The sequence below is a fragment of the Leptospira neocaledonica genome (assembly GCF_002812205.1).
Lineage (GTDB): Bacteria > Spirochaetota > Leptospiria > Leptospirales > Leptospiraceae > Leptospira_B > Leptospira_B neocaledonica.
The window spans coordinates 143,625-169,347 of record NZ_NPEA01000009.1; the positions used below are offsets into that span (position 1 = coordinate 143,625).

Below are 25,723 nucleotides of genomic sequence, written 5' to 3' on the forward strand. Positions count from 1 at the left end.
TCGCTTGTTGGAATTCCAACAAGATGAAGATGGCGAATTTTAGTTGCGGAAGATATTGTTTTGTGATAGGGGGATGGGGAGTGTAAAAATTTCCACCGCTACGCTCCGGCCCCCACCCAAAAGAGGGTGGGGCCATCCTCAAACAAATCCAGATCTACTGTAGATCTCTCTTAGAACAAGAACACAAAAAAGGTTCTCTATCCTCGGTTTTTCTCTGCTTGTTTAGAATATTTTCTCTGATATACAAACCGGATTGCTTCTGCTTCTAACCAAGGAACTGGTTTTCCACCGCCTAGGATTCGAGATTCTACGAAAGCCTTACTTGCTTTTTCCAAAACCATACAGACTGCATGAGCATCATCCAGACTTTTATGAGCGCATAAGGCTCCCGCATTCTGAAGATATACAGCGTTCCTTCTTCCTATAGCGGAGACAATTTTTTTCAGACCTTTATCGTCGCTTGAGTTAGGGACAACTTTTGCATTAGGTCCCACGATTTGGGCCATATCATCCAAGTAGGGGCGAACAGTTTCTCCCGCCATAGAGCAGGTCATCACATTCTCTTGAGTGGAATGAAAGATAACGCTGAATTCGGGTCTTGCTAAATATAGAGAAAGATGTTGAACAGCTTCGTCTGGAATGTCCTTCGGAAAGGTATGATTTCCTTCCAAAGGAATTTCAAGAAGAGCATTCTTTGTTTTTTTACCAATCGTATTTAGATCCGCTTTTTTAGGAGTGATCCAGATACTTTTTCCGATTTTCACGCTAGCACATCCGTTCTTTGCTAAGATTCCTTCCTTTACTAATTGAGGCAGAAATTTTTGAAGATCTATCGGGCTATCCGGAGCTTTCATGCTGTTTTCACCAGTCCATAATTTTTGAGATACCAAGAGCGGATGGAATCTCTGTCTCCTTTTTTGTAACCGGAAACTTTTAAGAATTCTTTCTCGATGAATAGTTGGCAGACTCTTTCTAATTCGAGCGCAACTTGAAATGCGTCTTCCATATCTTTTCCTACACAAAGTGTTCCGTGGTTTGCGAGAAGTACAGCTTTACTTCCTGATTTATCCAAAGCATGGATTGCCATACGGATCAATTTTTTGGTTCCTGGAAGAGAATAGTCGGTACATAGCACCGGTCCTCCGATGATCTTTTTCATCTGCGGATTTAGAACTGGAACATCCTTTCTCGCGGCTGCTACCACTGCGGCTTGTAATTGGTGAGTATGGATTACTGCACCGATATTTGGGCGAAGTTTATAAGCGGCGGAGTGAAGTCCTTTCTCATAAGAAGGTTTGATCTTTCCGATATGAGTTAAATCATCAATGTTCACTTGTACGATCTCTTCCGGAGTTAGATCATCATAAGTCCTACCAGTCGGAGTGATCGCGAAATAATTTTCATCGATACGTTGGCTGATATTTCCCCAAGTCCTTGCGATTAGACCCGACTTAAGAAGTCGGATTCCAGCATCTCGAACGGTTTTTTGGGCTTTATTTATTTCCATATTCTTCTCCTATTCGGCGGACCTAAAGTTTATACACCTTCGACTTTTTGGAAAACTCTTTCGAATCTTTTTAATGCGTCGTCGATCACTGCATCGGTGTCAGCAGCACTTGTATACAAACGGCTTCCTGCCAAGGTAACGATACCTTCTGCCATGTAAGCTGCGCCCATTTCTTCCATCGCTTTTTTGCGAGTATGAGCTTCTTTGATCGTGGACTTGATCTTCCAGAATTTTTTGATATCGATCTCTAAAAGCATGGTCCCGACTGTTTCCAGATGGCAGATGGATCCTTGGTTGAATGCTACGAAAGGTAGATTATACTTCTTAATCAACTTTTGTAAACCGGCAGTGATCCTGTCTCCCGCTCTTCCCGCTTTTTCGCAGGCCTTTTGCTTTTCGATTTCTAACAGAGTATAATAACCCGCAGCAGAGCTGAGAGGGTTGGCAGCCATGGTTCCACCGATGAGAGCCTTTTTTACGCCGGTTTGCAGTCCTGCAGAAAGATACTTCATGTATTCTTTCTTTCCACCCAATCCACCTGCGGAAGGATAACCACCTGCAACTACTTTTCCGAATACGGTAAGATCTGGACTAACTCCGTAATAACCTTGTGCACCACTTAGGCCGATACGGAATGCAGTAACAACTTCATCAAAAATCATTAATGCTCCATATTTGTCGCAAAGCTCTCTGACTCCTTTATTGAAGTCCATATCAATAGGGCGGGTTCCGCTTTCCGGGCCAATCGGTTCTAGAATAACTGCAGCAGTACCGCCTCTCCAGCGGTTTCTCTTTAAGGTTCTTTCTAATGCGTTTAGATCATTCGGGTAGAATTCTTGGGTATATTTGAAAACATGTTTAGGAATTCCGTGGGACTCGAAATGTCTGGTGCCTGGCAGACGAAGCCCGTAAGCAAGCTGATCACTCCAACCATGATACGCTCCGCCCATCTTCACTATATTTTTCTTTTTAGTGGCAAGTCTTGCTACTCGGATAGAAGCCATACAAGCTTCTGTTCCTGATCCCAACATACGGAACATCTGCACAGAAGGCATATGCTCCACAATCTTCTCCGCAAGTCTTAACTCATACTCATGGAATAAACCGGTCACAGGTCCTGTGGTTTCTAGAAGTTGGACAACCTTCTTACGAATATTAGAAGGGTTACTTCCTAAAACGGTTGGTCCTCCAGCTTGTAGGAAGTCTATATATTTGTTCCCGTCCAAATCGTATAAATGTGCCCCAGAAGCTTTGGTGAAAACGAGAGGGAAGGGGTAGTTGAAAGCAAGATTATGCTGCACTCCGCCAGGAATATACTCTGACGCTTCTGCGATCATAGTTTTGGATTTAGAGCATTTTTTTTCGAAATATTCCTGAAGGTACTTCTCCATTTCATTCTTCTTAATGGACCGAATTGGCTGGCGAATTAGGTCATGAAGTTGTTTATAAACCCCTTTTACGTCTGGGTATTGGGTAATTGCGAAGCCGGTGGACATATCTTTTTCCTTTTTTTACGGAATATAGGTTGACAGTGAGTGAATACTCACTCACTGTCAACTAGAAAATGCAGAAAAGACACTTCCGGGAAAATTTTCCGTATTCCGGAGATAAGATACCGCTCAGGTAGTAAATATAGGGAAGTACTGTGGCTGAATTTACCGCTTCAAAATACAATAGAGATACTTTTGATAAGATCCCGGAAGAAAAAAGAACCAGGATACTTTCCGTAGCGATCGCAGAATTTGCAAACCGAGGTTTCAATAATGCGAACACTAATATTATCGCGAAGAAGGCCGGAATCAGCGTTGGGTCATTATACAAATACTTTGATACAAAAGAGGATTTTTTTCTTACAGCCGTCGGTTATGGGATTCATCAGCTCGAAAAAACTCTTGAAGAAGTCCTAAGTGAAGAAAGTGATCTTTTCGGTAAGATCGAAAGAATCCTAAGAATTATTCAAAAACATTCCAGAGAAAATCGAGATATAATTCGTTTATACAATGAGATCACTGCGGAAGGAAATTCCGAGTTGATCCGAGGACTTTCCTCCGATATGGAAAGTGTTTCTGCCAAGGTATATACTTCCTTATTGGCAGAAGCAAAAAAGTCCGGATCCGTCGGCAAAGAAGTGGATGAGAAAATTTTTGCCTTCTGTATAGATAATCTTTTTATGATACTTCAATTCTCTTATGCAACTGAATATTATCGTGAAAGAATGAAGGTCTATTTGGGAAAAGACTTTGATAACGATGAGAAGGTTGTAAAAGGTATGATGTCTTTTATTCGCAGGGCACTGGAGAAAAAGTAGTCCTGCTGATTAGACAATCTTACTGAGCCACAAACTCAAATCTTTTCATTACGCCAAATTCCAAAATTGCAGATCTACTTTCGGAATTGATCGTTTTTCCGACTGCTTCCATTAACTTTTGCTGCACTAGATACGCGCCCGGATTACTCAAATCAACTCCTATCAACCCGTCCTTGGAAGAAAAGGTAGTTTGGGAATAAGAATTTAAACTATATTTCCACTCGTAAAATTGAAATCCTGCGTAAACGGAAATTGTAGGGGTGACTCGATAAACCAATCTATAGAGAAGCTGGAAACCTTGTGCGTCCCAAGAGACATTCTGCCCTTGTTTAACAAATGCTACCTGTGAGAGATTTGTAGGGACAAGGAAAGATACTATACTTCCATCCTGGTGTCCGGACAAGGTTAGATTATGATATTCTAATCTATTTTCCCATCTTTCTCCCGAACGAATGGTGGCTTTTAATCCGATCGTATATCCTTTAAGTGTTTCGCTAAAATTCATTGCACCTTGAGAATATAAATACAGTCCTGTATCTATATAATAAGATGTGGATAAATTTGAATCTTGAGATTGTCCCCAGAAGTATTGGTATCCGATTGTAGGCCTTAAATCGAATCTATCATTTGTAAAAGCAAGAAAAGACAATTCGTTTTTTAAAGAGCTTTGTCTTTCCGGAAAACTTCCATTACTGTAAATCATTCCGCTCGCATAAGAATGACTATTGTATGTGCTTCTGTTTCCTAGATATGATCCGGTAATTCCTCCCGACCATCTTTTCCAAGTGTAGATGGCTCCATACGTCTCGGATAATTTCGGAGAGTGTGTTGGCTTATCGATTATTGTAGGAAGTGTCCCGGAAGCTAATCCAACTTTGCTTTGGATCTGCACAGGTAATTCCTGGGTTTCAGGAGAATATCTTCCTGCTCCTAAGCCGAAGGTGATTTCTAAATCGTTTCGTTTTAATTGGTCTATATGAAAGTTTACGATTGGCTTTGGGGCTTCTGCAGTTATAGGAGCAGTCGTTTGTTCTATTTGTGCCTGTTTTTTTTCCTCCTCTTTGGGAGGTTTAACAGGCTCATTGAAACTTACAGTATTAATCTCGGACTTGTTTAATTGGATCGTTTTTCCTTCCGATGTTTTGATCGACATGCTTGTTGCAGTTTGCTGTAATATTTCTGCACGAATGATTTGACCGTTTTTTAAATAGATGGTCTTCATTTCAGCGAACAAGGAAACGATGGGTAGAAATAGGAAAATAATTATAAGAAGGGATCTGAAACGACACAATTTCATTTTCGACGTATTCTGTATCTCAAAGGGATTGAGGCAATAATTTAATGTTCTTAATTTAGCTTCACAGATAAATTTCGATTATTGAGAAAACTCAAATCTTTTCATCACTCCGAATTCTAAAGAAGATGCTCTATTTGCGGCAGCTGTTGATTTTGCTACGGTTTGTAACATTAGATTGCTGAGAATGACTACGTCTAACGTGGGAGGTGATGTTATATCTCCGAGTCCTTGAAATCTTTGCCCCATAGAGTTTATTGAATATTTCCATTCGAATAATTGTATCCCCACCCAAAAAGAAATCGTATAGGTCCAACGATAGAATAGTTTATTAGAAAAATTGAATCCTTTTGCCGTCCAAGTTGTGGTTAGATCGGATCGGTAATAATCAAAGTAAGTGCCGTCTGTAGTGGCAGTATTGTTGACTGCGCCAACGTACTGAGCCCCAGTAAGAGATAAATAATGAAGTTCAACCCGATCCTCCCATCTTTCTCCGAAACGAATTGTCGCTTTTATCCCAACCGAAGGTCCCTTTAAAATCTCTAAAAAATCATAATTAAATTTCATTACCGAAACCAATGAGTTCGCATAATACTCGTTAGCTGTAGTGTTATTATCTACCGTTTTGCCCCAGAATTGTGAATATCCGAAACTAGGCCTTATATCCAATCTTTGATTACTAAAAGCCAGATAAGAGACATCTAACTTCAAAGAATTTTGTCTTTCTGGAAATGTGCCATGAAATTCCTGAAGAATAGAATTTCCTCCATACACAGTCATTCTTTCCGATGTTTTTCCAGCGAAGTGATTAGCAGCGAATCCGAATGCGAATTTTTTCCAATAATAGATTGCCCCCAGACTATAAGCAAGACCTCGCTTGTATGCAGGATCGTCTACCTGCATAGGAGTAGCACCGGTTAGATTGCCCGCTTTTGCACTTACATGATCTAAATAATTTTCTGTAGCAGGTCGATATGTTCCAAGTCCCGCTCCAAAATAGATCTCTAGATCCTTTCTTTTAGCTTGGTCGATTGTATAGGGGCTTGCTCCTTTGTCACCTTCAAGTTCGGATTTTTTGGTAGGTTCAGGTGTTGGTGGAGGTGGTTCTTCCACAATTGTACTTTGCTGTTTTATTTTTTCCTCCGATTCCTTCTTTTCTTGAGCTGTAGGTTCTTTGTAGCTAACTCTTTGGATCTCTTTTTTATTGAGTTGTTTAACCTTACCATCTTCCATTTTGATCTGCATTGTTGTCGCAGTTTGTTGGATGACTTCTCCGCGTAATATCTGCCCGTTCCTCATGTAAATCGTTTGCTGTTCTGAAAATAATTCGATTATGGGAGAAGATACTAAAAGGAATAATAAGCAGATTCTTATGTTGGAGCTTCCCATAACGTGCCTATTGGAACGGATGTTTATTCGATAGGCAATAACTTATTAAGCGAAGTTGAGTAAAAGGTGTTCTAATTTTTCAATTCTTTGAATAGGAAAGCAATATCATGTGTCTATCAAGTTTTTCAGATCTTTCCATTGAGAAAAAATACGCGCGGTTTGACATATCTAACAACCGCCTATTTTATGAGATCATTATTCTTTCTTCGAGTTTTGGATTTCTTCTTTCCTTTACTTTGCGGAATTTGCGGCAGAGAAGACTTCTTTTCCTTAAAAATCGGTCTTTGCAAGAGATGCACCAATGCTGTCCGGACTTCCAAACCTTCTGCCAGATGTAATGTATGCTTTTCTCCATTATCAGATATATCTGTGGTTTGCGGATTCTGCGATTCTCGGAATATATTTTTCACTAAAGTGTATAGTCTTAGGGATAGAAATGATCTTCTCGGAGAACTATTGAACAAGCTAAAATCGAATCATGAATATCCTGTGTCCATTTTTCTTTCTTTGGGAATCAGAAGGACTCTAAGGCGGCTTAAAACTTTGGATCTTGATGCTTGTATCCTTCTTCCTAGCTATTCTAAAAACAAAATTTTCAATCCGGTTATGAGGCCATTCTCTCCGAATAAAAGGTTGTATGAAGAATCGAAAAGAATATTAGGAATTCCTTTAATAGATCCCTTGATAAAAACGAGTCCGGAAAGGCAGGCGGGTAAAAGTTTTTCGGAAAGATTCTTCCACGCTTATTCTGCTTGGGAAATCAAAGAAAAATGGAAGAATCGTTGTCCGTCTCGGATATTATTACTGGATGATGTTTTTACTACCGGTGCAAGTGTGAACGAGGCAAGCAGGATCTTAAAGAAGAATGGTACAAAGTCGGTATATGTTTTAACGTATCTAAGGGTCTCGGATTAAACTTGACTACTCTATATATCCGTTTAGTATAGATGGAAGAAGATGATTCGAAAAATTCTACATGTGGATATGGACGCGTTTTATGCATCCGTAGAACAAAGAGATAATCCGGGTTATCGGGGCAAGCCGGTCATTGTTGGAGGTCCTCCGGATTCCAGAGGGGTAGTATGTGCTGCGAGTTATGAGGCAAGAAAATTCGGAGTTCGTTCCGCAATGCCTTGTTCCCAAGCAGCAAGGCTTTGTCCTTCCGGGATCTTTGTAACACCTCGTTTCGAAGCATACAGAAAAGTATCCTCCACGATTAGACAGATATTTTTAGAATACACGGACCTCGTGGAAATGCTCTCCTTAGACGAGGCATTTTTGGACGTCACTCAAAATAAGAAAAATATTCCATACGCAAGCTTGGTTGCCAAAGAGATTAGAGAGAAAATTTTCGAAGAGACTCAGTTAACGGCATCCGCAGGAGTTTCCATTAATAAGTTTCTAGCTAAGATTGCCACGGATCAAAACAAACCTAACGGGATGACGATTGTTCGCCCTGAACAGGCAGAACAATTCATAGAATCTTTGGATGTTTCCGTGTTTCCAGGAATTGGAAAAGTTACATTAAAAAAAATGCATGCACTCGGGATCAAAAAAGGAAAAGACTTAAAGGAAAAAAGCTTGGAGATGTTAGGCCAAAATTTCGGGAAATCGGGTCGTTGGTTCTACGCAGTGTGTAGAGGTTTGGATGATAGACCGGTAGAACCTTATCGGGAAAGAAAATCTTTGGGAGCAGAATCTACTTTTCCGAAAGACCTAGAAAATAGTTCCGAGATATTTAGAGAGCTATCGGATATTGCAGAAGAATTGGAGAGAAGATTACTGCAAAAGCCATTTCCGGGAAAAACAATCACTTTGAAGGTTAAATTTTCAGACTTCACTCAAAAAACCAGAAGTATCACCGAAGACTATTCGTATCTGGATAAAAACGAATTGTATCGAATCGGATCAAAACTTTTGGAAGAATTCATATTAGAATCTGGTAAAGCAGTTTTTCCGATCCGTCTTTTGGGCCTAAGCCTTTCTCATCCGGAATCTTCTTCTAAACATTCTCAGATTAAATTAGAAGACGAAGAAGATCTATTTCCTTCTCTATTCTAAGAGCACACAACAAAAGCCTGGGTAGGACAAATAGATTATTTGGAAGTATCTCCCGAATCAATCCCCGAAGGTACTAAATTTGCAATTCCCTGCCTGAGATTAGCCCATTCTTGCCTACATTTTTTGTCAGAGTCCTTCTCTTCGTTATAATGTAACATGGATCTTCCTGCTGCGAGTCCTGCTAATTTAGAATTATCGAATATTTTCCAGGCTATACTTAATATAAACAAACCGACGAATGGAAGTGCGATCTTTAAAATTCCATGATGTTTGGAATCCATGATTGATCCTAAAAAAGTGCAGATGGATCCGATACTGAACAGATACCAACCAATATAAAAATAATCTTCTGCGATTTCGGAAGCATTATTGATCATGTACCTGCAAAAAGATCCGTCCATCTCCACTAATTCTTTTTTTCCGGAGGGGAGAAGATTTTCTATAAACGGTTTTTCCAATCTGGATTTTCCTAAATAAGGTTGGATCTCTAAGAATAGATTGATCCCAAGATATAACATCCCTATGAAGAATAGTATAAAAAACGGTCTGTATAAAAGTTTAGTCCTTTCCGTTGATCTATAAAGTTCCAATTCGGATTCCGGAACCCCCATCTTCTTAGAGATCCTATCCTTGTATTGTTGGAAGGCTAAATTATCCATAAAAGGAATATAATCAGTAGCAGGAAGGGAATCCTTTGTCTCTTTACTTTGAAGCCAGATATTTACTTCGTTTAAAGCTTTGGTTTTAGAAACCTTGAAATACGGAAAAATAAGACGGATCAGAAACATATTGTTTTCCTAATGTATAAAATCGGAAGAAACAGATTGGCTGGTCAGATTAGAAAAACTTTAGGTTGTATGCAAGGCGATTTTTAGAACGTAATATAATAAGAAGATTAAAACTTCTCTAAAATAGCTAAAATTTCCTTCCCATATTGTCTAACTTTGGCTTCTCCCATGCCCTTGATTGCCATTAGGTCTTCCAGGCTTTCCGGCTTTTGGGATACGATCCTGACGAGTACAGGATTTTGGAGCACCATAAACTTCTTCCATTTATTGCGTCTAGCAATCCTGTCCCGAAAATTTTTGAGTTCGTTTAGAATGAGTCTGTCTCCGCTAAGTTGTACTTTTTTGCGAGGTTTGTCCGGATCTTCGGAAGATACTTTAGGTTTTCCGAATGCAGTCAGATAAATTTTAGGATATTTATCTCCTTTGACTGAAAGTTTTTTGGTCTTCTGCCAATCTTCGAGAAGTTTAAGAATGGATTCTTCGGGCACATGTTTTAAAGAAGAATAATATTCGGACTTATCTAATCTTCTACGAAGTATATCCTTCGATTTTGCCCCTCTTAATGTTCCAGCGATGATTTTTTTTCCGAATTTAGCTGGATATTCCGAAATCAATCCTTCCACCGATTTGATCTCGTCCGCATCAAAGATATGGGATTCTTTCTCCTTCTTCTTTTCTGCTTTTAATCTTTCTCTTTCCGTATAAGCAAGTCTCGCTGAATGGGAGGATGCAGAGTCAGCACAAGTATCACAGGATCCGCAGTTGGAAATTTCTTCTCCGAAATAATCGCATAAGATCTTTTGCCTACAGTCCGGAGAACTTACATAAGATTTTACATGAGAGAGTAATGTTTCCCCTCCCTTATAATTTGCTTCTTTGGATAAAAGAAAACTTTGTACACTCAAATCGCCAGGTAGAAAGAATAATACACAATCCGAATTTTTGCCGTCTCTCCCGGCTCTTCCCGCTTCCTGATAATAACTTTCCAAAGAAGAAGGTACCTGATAATGCAGGACTAAACGTACATTCGGACTATCCAATCCCATCCCGAATGCGTTTGTGGCTACAAGTATATTTGTTTTTCCGGATGTATATCCTTCCTGTGTTTTCTCCCTGCTCGAATCTGTTCTGCCTGCGTGGTACTTGCCCACTTTATATCCGGATTTGCGAAGAAGTTCGTAAATTTCATCCACCTTTGCGCGAGTAGAACAGTAAATAATAACTTTTCCGGAGACCGATTTTTGAAAATTACCTTTTTCTAATATTTCCAAAAGTAGATTTTCTTTTTCTCTTTCCGAATCTGGGTATACTACTGAGAATTTTAGATTTTCTCTAACGTAGGTGCCTTGCACATATAATGGGAGTTTTAATCCTAAACTGTCAGAAATATCTTTTTTGACCCGATCCGTTGCCGTAGCGGTGAGAGCCACCCAGGGAGTCCCTTCCTGTAAATAAGAACGTAATGTATGCAGTTTTCTGTATTCAGGGCGAAAATCATGTCCCCATTGAGAAACACAATGTGCTTCGTCTACTGCCATCAAACTTACCGGAAGTTTTGGAAGTAGATTCAAGAAAGAACGAGAGACTGCTCGTTCAGGAGAAATGTATAATATTCTAATCTTACCTGTAGCAGCGGAAGATAAAATTCTGATTTGTTCCAGATCATCTTGAGTGGAATTGCAATAAGCCGCTTGGATTCCTCTCGCTTTTAATCCGTCCACTTGATCCTTCATTAGGGCGATCAATGGAGAAATTACTACGGTAAGAGATTTAGACTCAGCGAAGGAAGGTAATTGGTAGATAAGTGATTTTCCGCCGCCAGTAGGCAGAATGGCGAGTACATCTTTTCTTCCTAATAATGCTTGGACTGCTTCCCATTGGCCTTGCCTAAATTGGGAAAACCCGAAATGAGTGTGTAGGATCTTTTTCCAATCCTCTATCGAAGAGGAGACTGTTCCAGTGTTTGCAGACAAGTTGAAACTTTTTCCTTATTCCAGATTTCGGATCTTGCGGTATAGAAATCTTGAGGGATGTAGAGAAGAGTACAAGCTATTTTCGATAGATAATGGTTCGTTTAAAAGAATCTCCGCCAAAATTTCCCCTCCCAATAGGGAAGACAAAACTCCCCTGGATCCCAAACCGCCGAACACAAACAGGTTTTTTTGCGGTTCTAAAAAAGGGAATTCTTTCTTTCGATTTTTAGGTAAACTCATACCGGAGTATATTTTTCGAAAAGGTTCCGGAGAATGGATTGGCCCCAAAATCGGAAACCGATCCGGCGTTTGGGATCGGATCCCTACAAACTGGGAACGAACCTTGATTCGCTCCCAGTTTATGCCTAAGAATGTTTTTCGAGAATATCCCAAAATTTCTTCCTGGTCCTTTGTTCTTGGGTTCGGATCTAATTCGAATTCATCAAATGTAGAACCATTAACCCGGATTCCATTTTTAGTAGGGGTGAGATATTTATCTCCTACTCGGATCGGATCTTTTTTCGATTCTATATTCGGATCTTCTAATATTTCTAATTGTCCTCTCACGGATCTAAGGGAGAAGGGTGACTCTTTCCATAAGTCTTTCAGTAGATTTTCTATCCCGAAAGAATTTGCTAAGATCAAAACTTCCGTTTTACACAAAGTTTTTTTGTTTTCGGAAAATAATGTCCATTCTTCTTTCTCGAATGAGATCGAGCTAACTTTCTCTTGTTTCAGAAGAATGTTCGGATGATCTAAAAGTTTTTGAGTGAGAAGTGGGGTATCTGTCCAAAAACCGGAAGGATAAAAAATACCTTTTGCATTTTCAGGATAATTTTTGCCCAGTTCCGGTTTTAACTCTGCTAATTCTTTGGTTAAGGAATGTATTTTTATTCCTTCTTCCAATCGGATCCAGGGAATATCTTCTCCGGAAAGTTGTAAAGTACCGCAGATTTGATATGAATCTTTTGGAAGTAGATCCGAATAACGACGGATAGAATTCCCAAGACAACGTAGAGTCCATAAACTTGTAGGTGTTTCTTCTTTGGTGATATGAGGATGGGAAATCGCCATGGGAACAGAAGATGCGCGTAATGCGTCATGGTCGTCCCAAACTTCTACCTTAACGCCTCTCCAGGCAAGTGCTCTCGCGATACTTGCTCCTGCGAGTCCTCCTCCCAACACGGAAACTTTCGTAGGAATTTGGGCAAATGAATATTGCCTTCTCAAAAAAGGAATTTGATTTAAGTCAGGCTCCGATTCGGATTCATAAACTCCGACTAACATTTCTCTTTTTCTACCATAACCTCGGATTTTCGAAAGAGTAAAGCCAGCGTTACTTAAACAATCTTTAACGGATCTTGCTACTGTGAACGTAGCAAAGGTCGCATTCTTATTGGAAAGTCTTTTGATCTGAGTGGAAATATCCTCTCCCCAGAGTTCGGGATTTTTAGAAGGTGCAAATCCATCCAGGAAGAATGTATCAAATTTCCCGGAAGTTTCCGGAAGATTTTGGATCGCATCTCCTATCCATAAGTCCAAAACCAAATTTTCTTTTTCGAATAAGAAAGTATTACATCCTGGAATGAGTGATTTATATTTTTCTAAAAATAATTCCAGTAGATCGTTTAGTTCAGGGAACGAGGAGATAGCTTTGCGAATATCATCTATCTCTAATGGATATTTTTCGAAAGAAGTGAATCGTAATACTCGAATATTGGATTTACTTTTACAATTTCTCCAGAGCTGCCACGTTGCGAAAAAGTTTAAACCTGTTCCAAATCCTAATTCTAAAATAGAAAACGAGTGAAATACTTCGGAAGAAGTTAGGCGATCTTCCAGTTTGTTTCCTTGGATGAAAACATGTTTCGTTTCTTCTAATCCGTTTTCTGGAGAAAAATAAATATCGTTAAATTCTCTGGAAACGGGGGTGCCGTTTTCTTTCCAGTCTATCATCCGGGATTTTCCGAATCTGATTTAGTATCTTCTTTAGGTGGAAGCCCTGCGGAAGGTAGGTTCTGCAACGGTGGATACGCCGGTCCTTCTTCCTTTTTATGTGGTTCTTTAGAAAGTTGTAATTCTTTTCTGACCCCCATTCTGTAAGTGGTCATGTTCATGTAAAGAGAAGGGGCAGGTAACCCATTCGCAGTTGTTACTTGGTTTTTGATATTTAGACCTTTTCCATCCAAATCCCCAAAGCTGGTTACTTCCAAAAACACATATGCATTATAAAGGATTGTATCCGGAAAGTATTGTCCTATATTATATTCGAATAATAAACGAAGGCCCTTTAATTCTTGTAATTGGTTTTTGACGCTGGAGATCCTCTGCTCTTTTTCTATAATATCCATTCTGTAAACCGCGAGTCCGTATATAGGGCCTACGCCGAAGTTCACATTCTTCCCTTCATAATATCCTAAATATAGTGTGAAATACATCTGATAATCTTCGTAGGTGTATTCCATATTTCTTCCTAGTTGAGGAGGAAGAGGGAATAATTGATTGGAAACATATTCATCAAATGCAAGATAACGTCTTCCATCGTCAGGGTAATTGATCAGATTTCCCCTATAGGTTCTGGGTGAAGTCAGGTTGAAGGACCAAGCCAGACCGCTTAAAAAAGAGAAAAATCCTTTGATATCTCTTGTGCCGGGGATCCGACTCGGAACAGACCCGATAGAGTAGAATGCACGAGTCGTCGTAGAGTCTCTACTAACTACGCTTGTATCCGTATCTGAACCTGGAGCACTGAACTTGCTAACAGGGATACCTTGGACATTTGCAGGGTGGGTGAAAAAATCCAATGCTGTATATTCCGCACCTGCATTGATAATGACTGAATCTAAAATCCCGCTAATACTCTTACAGGAAGAGAAGATCAGAAATAAGCAGCAGGTTATAATCTTGGGGAAAAAATCCGGATTTAGTCTCTTTGAATCCATCGTCCAGAACCAAATTGAAATGGCCAGAAATCAAACCAAGTCCATTTCATGGGGCTTGACTGCTCACACCTAAACCTGAGGATCGTATTAGCCCAAGTATATGTCTTTCGAAAAAAAACAGCCAATCCAATACCCCGTATCCGTTGCCCCGATGATGGACTGGACGGACAGGCATTTTCGTTTTTTTTTAAGGCTGATCACTAAACATTCCCTGCTTTATACGGAAATGGTAACAACCGGAGCCATTCTTAGAGGTGACAAACATAGGTTCTTACGTTTTTCTAAACAAGAATCTCCGCTTTCTTTGCAGCTAGGCGGTGACAATCCTTCTCAACTTGCCGAATGTGCAAAAATAGGAGAAGAATACGGATACTCAGAGATTAATCTGAATGTAGGTTGTCCAAGCGATAAGGTCCAAGAGGGAAATTTCGGAGCCTGTTTGATGAAGGACCCGAACCGTGTAGCGGATTGTATTTCCGAAATGGATTCTAAAACTTCTATTCCTGTCACGGTAAAATGTCGTATCGGCGTTCGGGGAAAAGAAACATTAGAAGATTTGCATGAGTTTGTAAGATCTGTAAGTACCGCAGGTGCGAGAAGAATCACAATACATGCAAGAATTGCAATATTAGAGGGGCTTAGCCCCGCTCAAAATAGAACCGTTCCTCCATTACGTTATGAGGATGTGTATTCTATTAAAAAAAGATTTCCGAATCTTATCATAGAATTGAACGGAGGCGTTAAATCTATTTCGGACATACACTCTCACTTAAACAAGGTGGATGGGGTTATGATCGGAAGAGCAGCTTACGAAAATCCTTTTTTATTCTCAGATGTGGATTCTGAATTTTTTGGAGCAGAACCTTTAAACTTGAGTCGCAGGGAAATCTTCGAGGCCATGCAGGAATATGTTTCTTTTCAAACGGCAGAAGGCGAAAAGCCGAGTAGAATTTTAAGGCATTTACTCGGAGCATTTCATGAGATCAGAGGCGCCCGATCTTATCGTAGAATTCTCACGGAAAAAATGTATTCTAACCCAGGTCCTAGATTACTTTTAGAATCCTTAGCTTCCATCCCCGATGAATATCTGGATCGTAAATTAGGAAATCCAAAAATTGACAAAGAGATCGCGCGTCCGGTGGTTTCAGCATAGGATACTCGTCTAACTACTGCATAATATTTTGCGGAGAAACTTTTGGATAAGATTCGAACCATAGATTGCGGATACGTAGAACCAGGGCTTGCCTGCGCTTATCTGATTGTGGACGGGGACAGAGCCATATTCGTAGAGAATAACACAAATTATGCGGTCCCACTTCTATTAGATGTATTGAAGGAAGAAGGGCTTACTCCTGAATCAGTGGATTACATTATCATCACTCATGTTCATTTGGATCATGCAGGAGGAACAGGAAAACTAATCTCTCTTTGTCCAAATGCAACTGTAATTGCTCATCCCAAAGCAGCTCCTCATGTAATAGATCCGACTCGTTTGATTAAAAGTTCCATCCAGGTATATGGAGAAGAAAATTATTATAAGTTGTATGGTGAAATTCTTCCTGTGCCAAAAGATCGTGTTCGAACCATGAGCGACGGAGAAGAATTATCCTGGCAGAAAAGAATATTCAAGTTTTTGCATACAAGAGGGCATGCGAACCATCATTTTTGCATTTATGATTCATTGACAAACGGGATCTTCACTGGAGATACCTTCGGAATAGGTTATACATTATTTAGAAAGGGAAAGGATTCTTTACTATTTCCTTCCACAACACCGACTGATTTTGATCCGGAAGAAGCGATATTTTCTGTGGACAAGATACTTGCTACGGGAGCAGACAAAGCTTATCTCACACATTTCGGAGTTTGGGAGGATATACATTCAGGAGCTTCTCAAATGAAAGAAGGTCTTAACGTTATGAAAAACGTTCTGATTTCTGCGGAAAAGACAGGTTTGGAAGGAGAATCCTTAGTCGCTTTTTGTGAACGTAGAGTCCGTTCTTATTTGGAAGATCAAATCCGTATCCGACATCTTCCTTTTGGAGAAAAAGAGGAAAAATTTATAGGTTTCGACTCCCAGATCAACGCACAAGGGATTGCGTTTAAGATAGAGAGATCTAGAAAGAATAGGAAATAATTTCCCATCCCTTAAGTATCTATTTATAGTTCTTCGATAAATTAGAGAGGAAAACCATATAGTCTAGTACTACTTAGGCGAAGTTTTTCATTTGCTTTCCCCGTTTCTAATTTTTTGAATATACATGTGGGCATATCTCCGGATGGATTCGAAAAGAAAAGAAATCTAGTATTGTTTCTCTGTGCCTTCTTCCTTTTAATCTCTTGTTCTACAAAAACTTCCGAAAAAGTTCCTGTACTTTATAAAGGAAGTATAGATATGAGCACCGTTAGTCCTTGGGGAGAAGTTTATCCTCTCAAAGGGGACTGGGAATTCAGTTGGGGAAATTTATATTCACCTAATACAGGTTATGTGGAGAGCGGGCAATACTTTCCAGTTCCGGGAATTTGGAGGGATTATTCTCCTGAATTTACCTGGCAAGGGCATGGTTCTTATAGATTAAAGATTCATAAAACTCCGGAACAAAAAAATTTAGGGATCTATGTGCCCAGAATTCCGGGAATATATTCCGTGTACTTCGGAAAAAGAATGATCTTTGCCAATGGAATCAATGGAACAAGCAGATCGGATACCGAATTTTTGGCACATCCAAATGCGCAGATCTACCTATTGGATTCCTTGGATACAGAACTGATCGTAAATGTTTCAAATTACAGAGGGAATTTCCTAAAAGGTGGAATCCGAAATCCATTCCTGATCGGGGATCTGGACTCTTTAAAATCTAAAGCGGTCCGGGAATTGATTTGGGAAACACTTTTAATTGCCATTATTTTTTCAGTAGGTTTGTATCACCTGATCTTCTTCGCATCTTATCGAAAAGATTTGGTACCGTTATTCTTCGCATTATTTTGTTTTTTAGTAGCTTTCTATTCTTTCGTAACTTCCGGACTTCAGTATCTTCTTACACCTGAGCTAAGCTTGGATCTTCGGATCAGAATGGAATATTTTTGTGAGGCTTGTCTTGTCCCCTCTGTTTACATGATCCTGAAAACAATGTATCCGAAACAATTCGGAGCCAGGTGGATGATGATACTGATGGGCACAATGCTTATCTTCATCTTATCCGTTTTTGTATTGGGAGAAGAAGAACTCATATATCTGTATTCCTTCTTCATGCATGTTCCTCCTTTTTACACTTTGGTTCTATTGGCAGCATTGGGATACGCTTGGTGGCAGAAAGAAGATAGGGCAAGAACCGTATTTCTTTCCGGGATCATACTTGCTGTCTCCATGGTGAATGATGTTGTCTGGGGACTATACGAAGTTTATTTTCTGATCCCTTATAGTTTCCCGGCGGCACTTGTGGGATTTATCGCATTCAATTCTTATATTATATCATTAAGATTTACTAAAGATTTGGAGAAGGCGGAGACATTCGCTGAATTACAATCTAAGTACAATGAACAACTCAGATTGAACGCTGAGGAAAAAGCAAAGTTTGCAACTTTAGTGGATCAATCCGTGGATAAAGGATTTCATTCTCTCATCAATCAATTGGAGTCGAAGGAAAGTTCGGACAAATCACTTTCTAAACTCAAAAACGAACTCAACCAAACTCTTTCAGGTGTCCGGGATATTTTGGACTTGATGCATCATCAGGGTGGAAAAGAGGAATTGGTAGAAGAGGAGATGAGAAAGTTTATTCTGAAAAATCCGTTATTCTCTCATTCAGAGATCCAAAAGGTCTCTCAGTTTTTGAGAATAGACGAGTGCCTTCAGGTGCAAAGGATCTTCTCGGATGCATTAAAAATAGGGGGGAGAAGGTCCGGTGAATCTAAAATTTTCTGGGGCAAAGAAGGAGACTCCATATTACTTAGGGTACAGACAACTGGAGCTCCAGAGACCAAAGAAGAACTTTCCTCCATTCTAGAAGCCGACCTGAAACTGAGAGCCGAAAAGTTAGGAGCAAGATTTTTCCTGCTAAGCGAGCCCGGAAAATTCGAATTCGAACTTAGATTACATCCTTAAGTCAATTTTTTGGCAGAGAAATCGGATTCTTCTGAAAAAGAGTTGTCCCTAATTCTCCTCGCGAAATCCTACACACAATTAGAATGATTCTAATCTGTGGTGATGAAAAATGAAGAAAACACAAATACTGTACTTGGGACTAATTTTGGTCCTGGTCTCGGCATGTGGTCCATCCGAGAAAACAAAACAGCTCATGCAAGACGCGAAGATTTCTTTCGGGATCCTTCCGGAAAAAATGCCAGGTTCCGAAAAGGATACTCCGGCTAAGATTGCTTTAGGCGAAAAACTCTATTTCGAAAAACGTCTTTCTATCAACGATTCACAGTCCTGTAGTTCCTGCCACGGAACCTTAGGAACGACCGCGGGAGTGGATAATCTTCCTACTTCTCCAGGCGCTCTTGGGAAAAATGGAGATCGAAATTCTCCTACTTCTTTGAATGCAGGTTTCCATTTCGTTCAATTCTGGGATGGAAGAGCGGCTGACCTAAAGGCTCAGGCAAAAGGTCCGATCTTAAATCCAGTGGAAATGGCAATGCCTTCGGAAGCCGCAGTGGAGAAAAAACTCTCTGAAATTTCTGAATACGTAGACTTGTTCGCGAAAGCATTCCCAGACCAGGATAAAAAGATCACTTATGACAATTTGGCAGAAGCGATCGCTGCATTCGAAAGAACCCTGATTACCAGAGACCGTTTTGATGAGTTTCAGGCCGGAAATCATAGGGCCTTGACTTCTGAGGAGCAAAAGGGACTGGAAACCTTCCTGAGCGTAGGATGTATCCAATGCCATAACGGGCCTCTTTTAGGCGGAAATAGTTTCCGCAAGTTAGGGCAGCAAAACCCTTATGAAAATACGACCGATGTTGGAAGATCTGCTGTGAGTAAGAACGATGCTGAAAAGTATTTCTTCAAAGTTCCGTCTCTTAGAAATATAGCCTTAACCGCTCCTTATTTCCACGATGGAAAGGTGGCCACCCTGCCGGAAGCGGTGAAAAAAATGGCATATTTGCAGCTTGGAAAAGAGCTTTCCTCGGAAGAGGTAGATTCGATAGTATCTTTCTTGAAGGCATTATCGGATAAAAATCGGTCTAATTAATTAGATCTAAGATCAACGAACTTACAGAATTGAAACCTATTCAGACCGGCTCCGCAAGGAGACGGTTTTTTTTTGCCTTTGGAGACACGGAAGGTTTTGAAATGAATCTCTCGCCTTGCCGCCGTAATGGTATTTGATCTTACAAAAAAAAGACTAACGTGACTTTTTCCTATCTTTAGTTTCCGGAACTACTCTGTTAGCAGGTTGGGTTTCTTCTGGTGGGTTGGTCTTTAAGAATTCCTTTAACTTTCCTAAGCGTTCTTCTTTGATAACAAATGAAAAGGGAGAAGATCCGGAATACATACGTAATGTAACGGATTGGGATTCTGAAATCAGTGCTTCCTGTTCCTTTGTAAGTTGAAGGACGCCCTTCAACTGTTTGCTTGTGTTTACTCCGCTATAGCTTACTTCCTTCCCCGTTGCCATATCCGTTCTAGTACCGTGATATGATTCGGATTTGAGACTTGAATAAAGACCTTCGAACTTAACGTTGAATGTTTTCTCTGAGATTTTTAAGAAACCGTTTGGTTCCAAATCATAACTTTTTTCGGGAGTTGACACTATGAATCGAATGATTGTTGGCGGTTGCACTTTGGGATCGAAAAATTCCCGACTATACATAAGGGTTAACAGGTATGTGCGGCCATCTTCAATATTACCAAATGACTGTTCTAATTCTATAATATATCCGTTCTTAAATTCATCCTTTGTGATTTCGACTCTTCCCGGCGATACACAATTTGATAAAATTACAAAAGAGAGTAGTGACAAACTTACAAATGTGTTATAACGTAGGTTCATATTCCATCCAATTTAATATTTGTTTTACGTCATAGGAAATCGAACGTGTAGATCAAGAGAATATTATAACGGAAAAACGATCTGTCCCTTGGCAAGAAGAAAATTCAGTCCAAATCAATATGTGATCAGATATTCCGAACAGGTGCTTCATTCGGAGAATTCGCGACCTGTCTGTTTTTAGTACGCCCTCAGTCCGATTGCAACTGAGGGTTTTAAATTTAGAATTATCTTTCCAGAATTTGTCTGTACTTTCTGTGAGTCTCACCTGTAAAGATCTGACGAGGACGGACCTTATGAGATGCATTCACTCCGATCCTTTGCTCTCTCCAGTGTGCTAACCAACCGGGAAGTTTACCTATCGCCTGCATTGCAGTGAAAAGTTCTTTAGGAATTCCTAAACTATGAAATAGGATCGCGCTATAAAATTCTAGATTAGGGTAAAGATTTTTTTCTAAATAGAAAGAATCTTTACTTACGAAGTCGTCCACTTGCAGAGCGATTTCTGCGATTGGATCCAACTTCTTCTGCTTATAAAATTCAGAGAATAGTTTTTGGGCGATGGTAGAACGTTTACTCTTCACCTTGTATGCGTCGTGACCGAAACATGTGGAGTGAAGTTGTGATTCTCCCTTTTTGAATCTTTCAAAAAATTCCGGAACCGAAAGTTTGGATTTTATAATATCTTCGATCAATTCTACTGCAGCGACCTGTCTTCCACCTTCTCTGGAACCCCAAAGCGCGTTGATCGCAGAAGAAACGGATGCGAATATATTTGCCTGAGTAGAACCAATCAGCTGAACAGTAGTATTGGAAACATTCTGCTCATGGTCCGCGTACAAGATCCAAAGTTGGTTCAGGATCCTATCATGCTCTTCCGAAGGTTGGTATTTTACCGACGGAATAGAGAAGAGCATATATAAGAAATTTGTACAATACGGATGGCGATCCACAGGATAAACGAAAGGTTGCCCTATCATTTTTTTATAAGAGAACGCGGCGATTGTCCTGATCTTTGCCAAGAGTCGAGCTGCTTGGTCGATCCCTCTGTCCAGATATTCTTCGTACTCGTCTTGGTAATAGCTGGATAGGGAAGAAACCATTACGGAAAGGACTGCAAGAGGGTGAGCTCTTCCCGGGAATCCGTCGAATAGATTGATCATATCTTCGTGGATCAAACTATGTTTGGAAAGTTTATTGGAGAATTCTTTTAACTGCTTTTCGTTTGGAAGATCTCCATAAATCAGCAAATAGCTGGTCTCTACGAAAGTGGAATAATGCACCAATTCTGCTACGTCGTAACCTCTGTATTGTAAATCTCCAGTCAGAGGATCTCTTCTGGAAATTTTACTTTGGGCGTACGCCGTATTAAAAAAACCGGGATCGTAAGAAGTAAGTCCCGTCTTATTATGCAAATCTCTAATATCGATTCCTTTATTACCGTCAGTTCCGGTGATTACTGGAAGACGGTGGACCTGGTCTCCGAATTTCAACTCTACGAAATCGCTCATACCGATAGGAAACAGGGGAAGGGCAGAAGAGTCAAACCTTCCTTGGCGTACCCTGCAATTTTCCCTTTCGGCTGGACAAAACTTTCGCCTTAGATTTACTCTCCCGAAGTTTCGAAGGAATTTTGTTTTGGAGCATCTGCCCGGTTTTTTTCTTCATTTTTGGATCCAATTTGGAACCGCACTTTGCCTACTTCTTGCGGCGATGGAACTCGCTAAAAAAAAGGAAAATGCGATGCCGGGTGGGATCTTCTATCTAGCTATCATTCTCGCCTTGGTGGAGAGTCGATTGGGCTTAGGTCTGCTACCATGGGCGGCGGATCATATCTGGTTTTGGCCGGCATTCTTTCCTGCAGTCTGGGCTGTAGGTCCCACATTACTTTTGGTTTCTAGGAATATGGTCCAATTTGCTTTGGACAGAGAGATCCAGATTGGAAAACATTTTATTCCGGCAATTTTACTCTTACTCGGAGAATTAACAGCTTATACGATTCTACCTGCAGAAGAGATCAGAGAATATATTCGAAATGCGATGTTCGGTTCTAATGTGGATGTTCTGACTGGAGTCACCATATTCGGTTCCATCCACCAAACGGTTTATTCCATTTTTCTTTGGGTATTATTCAGAAAAGCATCCAAGGAAACGGATATACCGCTTTCTTCTTTAGTATATACGATCCTGATCGTAGTGTTTACCACCATACAACTTTGTTGGTTCGGATATTTTTTGAAGAATCAATTTTTATTAGCTGCAGGTTCTAGTTTCCAAACTCTGGGGATCGTTCTTGTATTTTTATTCTCCTCAAGATATCCGAATTTTTTCATTTCTTTGAAGTCGGAGATCCAACAGAAAAGATACGAGAGGACCCAACTGAATGGATTGGATCTGGACCAACTTCATACTCGTATCAAGGAGCTGGTCGAGGCGGATAAAATATATAAGGAAGAAAGTCTGAAAATCCAAGACTTCGCCGAAAAACTATTGGTATCTCCTCACCAACTTTCCCGCATTCTAAACGAGACCTACGGCAAAAACTTCAATGAATTCCTAAATTCATTTCGAGTAGAAGAGGCCAAAACTCTTCTATTAGAGGACCTGGAACGAACTGTTCTTTCGATCGCATACGATGTTGGATTTAATACTAAGTCCACATTTAATGCACAGTTTTTGAAAATCACAGGAATGACTCCTCTAGAATGGAGAAAAAAAGGTAGCAAACTATAAGTTCGGACGATCGTTTTTCACATATCGGTTAGGATAAAACCTTCCTGTTGGATTCCGCAAGGAAGGAGAAGAGACCGATGTCCCGAGAAACATATCCTAAAGAAGAACTAGAATCTTACCGCAAAGTGCAAGCCTTGGCATACGAAGCGGTGGAATCCGTACGCAAGGAATTATACCCAGGGATCACGGAAAAAGAAGCAGCCCGCAAAATCGACGATTATATCCGAAATGCCGGAGGAACATCTTTCTTTCATTATGGATTTGCATGGTTCGGAGATAGAACCGCATTCCGAGGATTCAAACGTCCACTCTCCTTAAATTATTTAAAAAAAGGAGAAGGTTTACTTCCCCATTTTGGAGGAAAGTTCCAACCATCCAATCGCAGATTAGAAGAAGGTATGGCAGTGATCCTGGACGTAGCTCCTACGTTTGCAGGAAGAGCCGCAGATGTGGGATATGCATTTTCATTCGGTAAAAATCCGGAACATGACAAAGCACTCGCAAACCTAGAAGAATACAGGGGGTTGATCTTAAGAAGGGTCCTAGAAGAAAGAACCTTGGCTGAAATCTATTTGGAAGTGGATGCAAGGATCCGTGCTTCCGGATACGTTAACTGTCATTCCATCTATCCTCAGGGAGTTTTAGGTCATAAGGTGGGAAGACTTCCCGCTTATAATTTCCCTGGTGGAAGAGTGAACGGATTTCCGTTCCAAACATTCGCCTATTTATTCCCTCAAATGATAAAAGATCTGATCCCAGGAGTTTCGGGCCATTCACCATTATGGGGAGAAGGTTCCGACTTTAGAGCTGAACCTGGACTCTGGGCTGTAGAACCTCATATCGGTAAGATATATAACGGCTCCAAAGAATCGGAATCTTTCGGAGCAAAATGGGAAGAGATCCTGGTGGTTACGGACTCCACAGCATACTGGTTGGATGAGGATCTTCCTCATGTTCGCCTTTGGAAGGAGAAGAACAAGAGCAAGTCAGGCGCCAAAAAACAAAAAGAAAAAGTTCCGGCTTAAACAGGATACATTCAATAATTTTAATATTAAATTTAGAAGGCTTATTATGAGCAGCGAAATATTACAGGATAAGGATTTTCATTTTTATCCGGTCAGGAAACCTAAATTCGAATTCAGCGAGAATGGCACCAGTAAACACTGGATGGACGGTTCCGCTTACAAAACCCATATTCTGAATACCTGGACTCTATTCTTTCCGGATGGAGAAAGATTTTTTATCAGAAGTATCCAGAAATTTCTGCCGAACATCAAGGATCCAAGAGTTCTTCGGAACGCAAAGGCATTCATGGGCCAAGAAGCGCAGCATGCAGGAGAACATAAAAAGACCTGGAAAATCCTAGAAGACCAGGGTTTTAAGATCAAAACATTCACTGATTTTGTGAATTCATTCTTCGTAAATTTTGTAGAAAAGATGATGTCGGCTAAGTCTTGTTTGGCGGCGACTGCAGGCGCGGAACATTATACTTCTCTTGTGGCTACAATCGGTTTGCAAATCAAGGCCTTGGATCAGGCGGAATCGGAGATGAAACGTCTTTGGGAATGGCATGCGGCAGAAGAGATAGAACATAAATCCGCGGCTTACGATGTATTCTTGGATATCAGCGGAAATTATTTCAGAAGAATGATCACTTTCCTTGGAGTGACAATCGTATTCTGGGCGGCGACATTTATAGGTGCGGAAATTCTTCTTTGGCAAGAGGGACTTACTTTTAAATGGAAAACCAGAAAAGATGCTTTCCGTTTTATCTTTATAGACGAAAAGGTTTTCTTTCATGCGCTGGGTGCATTTTTCAGATACTTCCGTCCTAATTTTCATCCGGAACAAGAAGATAATCTGGAGTTGAGTAGGACAATCTTCGAATCGCCAGAGCATAGATATTATAAGGAAATTGCATGAGCAGATTAAGCGGGAAAAATGTTTTAATCACCGGAGCAAGCGGTGGTTTCGGTAAAGAATTAACCAAACAACTCTTAAAGAAAGGTGCAAATCTTGTACTTACGGATATGAAAGCACCTGAAACCAAATCCGAATTTTATTTGGAAAATTCACAAACGGTTCCTGGTAAAATACTCGGAAGTTTTGCGGCGGATTTAAGTAGCGAAACAGGTTGCGAAAAAGCTTATAAAGAAACGATTAAGATCCAACCTAAGATCGATATCCTAGTCAATAATGCGGGCTTGGCATTCGGTGGAAGACTGCTGGATGTTCCTGCAGACAAATGGAAATTGATCTTGGACGTAAATTTGTACGCTCCTATCTATCTTTCTCGTTTATTCTTACCTGCGATGTTGGAAAGAAAATACGGACAGATTGTAAATCTATCTTCCTGTGCCGGGATCACTGCTCCGGGAGAGTTAGTGTATTATTCGGTTTCTAAGTTCGGGATCAGAGCCTTGGGCGAAGCATTAGATTCAGGTTATAGAAAACAAGGGATCTATACGACCAATATATATCCTTTCTTCGCGAATACTAATATACTACATTCTCAACAATTCGGAACGGATAAACCTAAAGTAGTTCCTTCTTTGATCGTAGACAGTCCTCAGATGGTTGTTCGAGCCATAGTAAGAGGAATTGAAAAAAGAAAGATGCATGTCTTCCCTGGATTCACCGCGAAGTTATTGCGCTTCTTGACCAGACTGTCTCCTGGTTTTTTAAGAGGAATGGAAAGACTAGGACAAAAATTTTCTTAAACTAAGAGGCGG

The 25,723-nt window shown here is 40.3% G+C and carries 22 protein-coding genes; 11 read left to right on the plus strand and 11 right to left on the minus strand.

Annotated elements, in window-relative coordinates; translation table 11 throughout:
- Positions 1 to 197: 197 nt before the first annotated feature.
- The 3 genes from CH365_RS16545 to CH365_RS16555 are packed head-to-tail and all read right to left on the minus strand — an operon-like array spanning position 198 to position 3,003.
- Positions 198 to 854, minus strand: coding sequence for a class II aldolase/adducin family protein (locus CH365_RS16545; RefSeq protein ID WP_100769647.1), 657 nt, complete (start codon positions 852 to 854; stop codon positions 198 to 200).
- Positions 851 to 1,507, minus strand: coding sequence for a class II aldolase/adducin family protein (locus CH365_RS16550; protein WP_100769648.1), 657 nt, complete (start codon positions 1,505 to 1,507; stop codon positions 851 to 853). The genes CH365_RS16545 and CH365_RS16550 overlap by 4 nt, the downstream gene beginning before the upstream one ends.
- A gap of 29 nt (positions 1,508 to 1,536) precedes the next feature.
- Positions 1,537 to 3,003, minus strand: a complete 1,467-nt coding sequence (locus CH365_RS16555) for an aspartate aminotransferase family protein (protein ID WP_100769649.1) — start codon at positions 3,001 to 3,003, stop codon at positions 1,537 to 1,539.
- 149 nt (positions 3,004 to 3,152) lie between these two features.
- Here CH365_RS16555 and CH365_RS16560 point away from each other — a divergent pair, with 149 nt between their 5' ends.
- Positions 3,153 to 3,815, plus strand: coding sequence for a TetR/AcrR family transcriptional regulator (locus CH365_RS16560; RefSeq protein WP_100769650.1), 663 nt, complete (start codon positions 3,153 to 3,155; stop codon positions 3,813 to 3,815).
- A gap of 19 nt (positions 3,816 to 3,834) precedes the next feature.
- On the opposite strand, the gene CH365_RS16565 is transcribed toward CH365_RS16560, so the two are convergent.
- Both CH365_RS16565 and CH365_RS16570 read right to left on the minus strand, forming a co-directional pair.
- The gene (locus CH365_RS16565) at positions 3,835 to 5,112 is read right to left on the minus strand and encodes an LA_0442/LA_0875 N-terminal domain-containing protein (RefSeq protein ID WP_100769651.1); all 1,278 of its coding nucleotides are present in this window, start codon (positions 5,110 to 5,112) and stop codon (positions 3,835 to 3,837) included.
- A gap of 78 nt (positions 5,113 to 5,190) precedes the next feature.
- Positions 5,191 to 6,498: an LA_0442/LA_0875 N-terminal domain-containing protein gene (locus tag CH365_RS16570; protein ID WP_425268568.1), complete on the minus strand. Its 1,308-nt coding sequence runs from the start codon at positions 6,496 to 6,498 to the stop codon at positions 5,191 to 5,193.
- 456 nt (positions 6,499 to 6,954) lie between these two features.
- Here CH365_RS16570 and CH365_RS20100 point away from each other — a divergent pair, with 456 nt between their 5' ends.
- Complete coding sequence (locus CH365_RS20100; RefSeq protein ID WP_244283245.1) at positions 6,955 to 7,413, plus strand: ComF family protein; 459 nt, start codon at positions 6,955 to 6,957, stop codon at positions 7,411 to 7,413.
- Between the two features lie 42 nt (positions 7,414 to 7,455).
- Positions 7,456 to 8,559 (plus strand): DNA polymerase IV, encoded by a 1,104-nt coding sequence (gene dinB / locus CH365_RS16580; RefSeq protein WP_100769653.1) that lies wholly within the window; start codon positions 7,456 to 7,458, stop codon positions 8,557 to 8,559.
- A 35-nt stretch (positions 8,560 to 8,594) separates the two neighbouring features.
- Here the strand turns inward: dinB and CH365_RS16585 are convergent, their stop codons facing one another.
- The 4 genes from CH365_RS16585 to CH365_RS16600 form a co-directional block, all read right to left on the minus strand.
- Positions 8,595 to 9,347 carry a hypothetical protein gene (locus tag CH365_RS16585; RefSeq protein WP_100769654.1) on the minus strand — a complete coding sequence of 251 codons (753 nt, stop codon included), beginning with the start codon at positions 9,345 to 9,347 and terminating at the stop codon, positions 8,595 to 8,597.
- Between the two features lie 107 nt (positions 9,348 to 9,454).
- Entirely contained in the window at positions 9,455 to 11,320 is a 1,866-nt protein-coding gene (locus CH365_RS16590; RefSeq protein WP_100769655.1) for a RecQ family ATP-dependent DNA helicase, read from the minus strand.
- Positions 11,321 to 11,335: 15 nt separating this feature from the next.
- Positions 11,336 to 13,276 carry an FAD-dependent 5-carboxymethylaminomethyl-2-thiouridine(34) oxidoreductase MnmC1 gene (gene mnmC1, locus CH365_RS16595; protein WP_100769656.1) on the minus strand — a complete coding sequence of 647 codons (1,941 nt, stop codon included), beginning with the start codon at positions 13,274 to 13,276 and terminating at the stop codon, positions 11,336 to 11,338.
- Positions 13,273 to 14,262 (minus strand): LIC10647 family lipoprotein, encoded by a 990-nt coding sequence (locus CH365_RS16600; RefSeq protein ID WP_244283247.1) that lies wholly within the window; start codon positions 14,260 to 14,262, stop codon positions 13,273 to 13,275. The genes mnmC1 and CH365_RS16600 overlap by 4 nt, the downstream gene beginning before the upstream one ends.
- 100 nt (positions 14,263 to 14,362) lie before the next feature.
- Here CH365_RS16600 and dusA point away from each other — a divergent pair, with 100 nt between their 5' ends.
- From dusA to CH365_RS16625, 4 genes are all read left to right on the plus strand, one after another.
- Positions 14,363 to 15,415, plus strand: coding sequence for a tRNA dihydrouridine(20/20a) synthase DusA (gene dusA, locus CH365_RS16610; protein WP_100769659.1), 1,053 nt, complete (start codon positions 14,363 to 14,365; stop codon positions 15,413 to 15,415).
- Positions 15,416 to 15,457: 42 nt separating this feature from the next.
- Positions 15,458 to 16,399, plus strand: a complete 942-nt coding sequence (locus CH365_RS16615) for an MBL fold metallo-hydrolase (RefSeq protein ID WP_100769660.1) — start codon at positions 15,458 to 15,460, stop codon at positions 16,397 to 16,399.
- A gap of 258 nt (positions 16,400 to 16,657) precedes the next feature.
- A complete protein-coding gene (locus tag CH365_RS16620; protein ID WP_100769715.1) occupies positions 16,658 to 18,367 on the plus strand; it encodes a 7TM-DISM domain-containing protein in 1,710 nt (569 codons plus the stop codon).
- Between the two features lie 109 nt (positions 18,368 to 18,476).
- Positions 18,477 to 19,460, plus strand: a complete 984-nt coding sequence (locus CH365_RS16625; RefSeq protein WP_100769661.1) for a cytochrome-c peroxidase — start codon at positions 18,477 to 18,479, stop codon at positions 19,458 to 19,460.
- Positions 19,461 to 19,613: 153 nt separating this feature from the next.
- Here CH365_RS16625 and CH365_RS16630 read toward each other — a convergent pair whose 3' ends face one another.
- Both CH365_RS16630 and CH365_RS16635 read right to left on the minus strand, forming a co-directional pair.
- Positions 19,614 to 20,021, minus strand: coding sequence for a hypothetical protein (locus CH365_RS16630; protein WP_100769662.1), 408 nt, complete (start codon positions 20,019 to 20,021; stop codon positions 19,614 to 19,616).
- 464 nt (positions 20,022 to 20,485) lie between these two features.
- The gene (locus CH365_RS16635; protein ID WP_100769663.1) at positions 20,486 to 21,769 is read right to left on the minus strand and encodes a citrate/2-methylcitrate synthase; all 1,284 of its coding nucleotides are present in this window, start codon (positions 21,767 to 21,769) and stop codon (positions 20,486 to 20,488) included.
- A 127-nt stretch (positions 21,770 to 21,896) separates the two neighbouring features.
- Here CH365_RS16635 and CH365_RS16640 point away from each other — a divergent pair, with 127 nt between their 5' ends.
- The 4 genes from CH365_RS16640 (at position 21,897) to CH365_RS16655 (ending at position 25,711) form a co-directional block, all read left to right on the plus strand.
- Entirely contained in the window at positions 21,897 to 22,991 is a 1,095-nt protein-coding gene (locus tag CH365_RS16640; protein ID WP_100769664.1) for an AraC family transcriptional regulator, read from the plus strand.
- Positions 22,992 to 23,068: 77 nt separating this feature from the next.
- The gene (locus CH365_RS16645; protein WP_100769716.1) at positions 23,069 to 24,016 is read left to right on the plus strand and encodes a M24 family metallopeptidase; all 948 of its coding nucleotides are present in this window, start codon (positions 23,069 to 23,071) and stop codon (positions 24,014 to 24,016) included.
- Positions 24,017 to 24,062: 46 nt separating this feature from the next.
- Positions 24,063 to 24,914, plus strand: a complete 852-nt coding sequence (locus tag CH365_RS16650; protein ID WP_100769665.1) for a metal-dependent hydrolase — start codon at positions 24,063 to 24,065, stop codon at positions 24,912 to 24,914.
- The gene (locus tag CH365_RS16655; RefSeq protein WP_100769666.1) at positions 24,911 to 25,711 is read left to right on the plus strand and encodes an SDR family NAD(P)-dependent oxidoreductase; all 801 of its coding nucleotides are present in this window, start codon (positions 24,911 to 24,913) and stop codon (positions 25,709 to 25,711) included. Before CH365_RS16650 ends, CH365_RS16655 begins: the two co-directional genes overlap by 4 nt.
- The last annotated feature ends 12 nt before the right edge of the window (positions 25,712 to 25,723 follow it).

Coding starts and splice junctions, on each gene's coding strand:
- CH365_RS16545 (WP_100769647.1), bottom strand. CDS start 854: ATGAAAGCTCCGGATAGCCCGATAGATCTTCAAAAATTTCTGCCTCAA.
- CH365_RS16650 (WP_100769665.1), top strand. CDS start 24,063: ATGAGCAGCGAAATATTACAGGATAAGGATTTTCATTTTTATCCGGTC.
- CH365_RS16550 (WP_100769648.1), bottom strand. CDS start 1,507: ATGGAAATAAATAAAGCCCAAAAAACCGTTCGAGATGCTGGAATCCGA.
- CH365_RS16585 (WP_100769654.1), bottom strand. CDS start 9,347: ATGTTTCTGATCCGTCTTATTTTTCCGTATTTCAAGGTTTCTAAAACC.
- dinB (WP_100769653.1), top strand. CDS start 7,456: ATGATTCGAAAAATTCTACATGTGGATATGGACGCGTTTTATGCATCC.
- CH365_RS16620 (WP_100769715.1), top strand. CDS start 16,658: ATGAGCACCGTTAGTCCTTGGGGAGAAGTTTATCCTCTCAAAGGGGAC.
- CH365_RS16645 (WP_100769716.1), top strand. CDS start 23,069: ATGTCCCGAGAAACATATCCTAAAGAAGAACTAGAATCTTACCGCAAA.
- CH365_RS16600 (WP_244283247.1), bottom strand. CDS start 14,262: ATGGATTCAAAGAGACTAAATCCGGATTTTTTCCCCAAGATTATAACC.
- mnmC1 (WP_100769656.1), bottom strand. CDS start 13,276: ATGATAGACTGGAAAGAAAACGGCACCCCCGTTTCCAGAGAATTTAAC.
- CH365_RS16625 (WP_100769661.1), top strand. CDS start 18,477: ATGAAGAAAACACAAATACTGTACTTGGGACTAATTTTGGTCCTGGTC.
- CH365_RS16570 (WP_425268568.1), bottom strand. CDS start 6,498: ATGGGAAGCTCCAACATAAGAATCTGCTTATTATTCCTTTTAGTATCT.
- dusA (WP_100769659.1), top strand. CDS start 14,363: ATGTCTTTCGAAAAAAAACAGCCAATCCAATACCCCGTATCCGTTGCC.
- CH365_RS16655 (WP_100769666.1), top strand. CDS start 24,911: ATGAGCAGATTAAGCGGGAAAAATGTTTTAATCACCGGAGCAAGCGGT.
- CH365_RS16635 (WP_100769663.1), bottom strand. CDS start 21,769: ATGAGCGATTTCGTAGAGTTGAAATTCGGAGACCAGGTCCACCGTCTT.
- CH365_RS16565 (WP_100769651.1), bottom strand. CDS start 5,112: ATGAAATTGTGTCGTTTCAGATCCCTTCTTATAATTATTTTCCTATTT.
- CH365_RS16555 (WP_100769649.1), bottom strand. CDS start 3,003: ATGTCCACCGGCTTCGCAATTACCCAATACCCAGACGTAAAAGGGGTT.